Below are 237 nucleotides of genomic sequence, written 5' to 3' on the forward strand. Positions count from 1 at the left end.
TGGTTTCGGGCGTTCGAGAGCGTGCTTACCTTCCAGAAACGCACAGACAGCTTGCAGATGATCGGCTATCAGGCATCCTTCACCGTTAATTAGCCCCACTTCATCTTCGTTATCTTTCGCGACGATAATTTTGCTGCCCGACTTAATAGCTCCAGTTGCACTGGAGATTGCGCCGGGAACGCCACGCAGAGCGCCTGTAAGCGCCAGTTCTCCGACTAATTCATATTCATCTAACTT

Annotated in this window: 1 pseudogene; it reads right to left on the bottom strand. The window is 50.6% G+C overall.

The window, feature by feature from the left end:
* Window positions 1-237: pseudogene (locus IEQ44_RS16505) on the bottom strand (hypothetical protein); the annotation flags it as partial.

Source organism: Nocardioides malaquae, assembly GCF_015070385.1.
Classification (GTDB): domain Bacteria; phylum Actinomycetota; class Actinomycetes; order Propionibacteriales; family Nocardioidaceae; genus Nocardioides; species Nocardioides malaquae.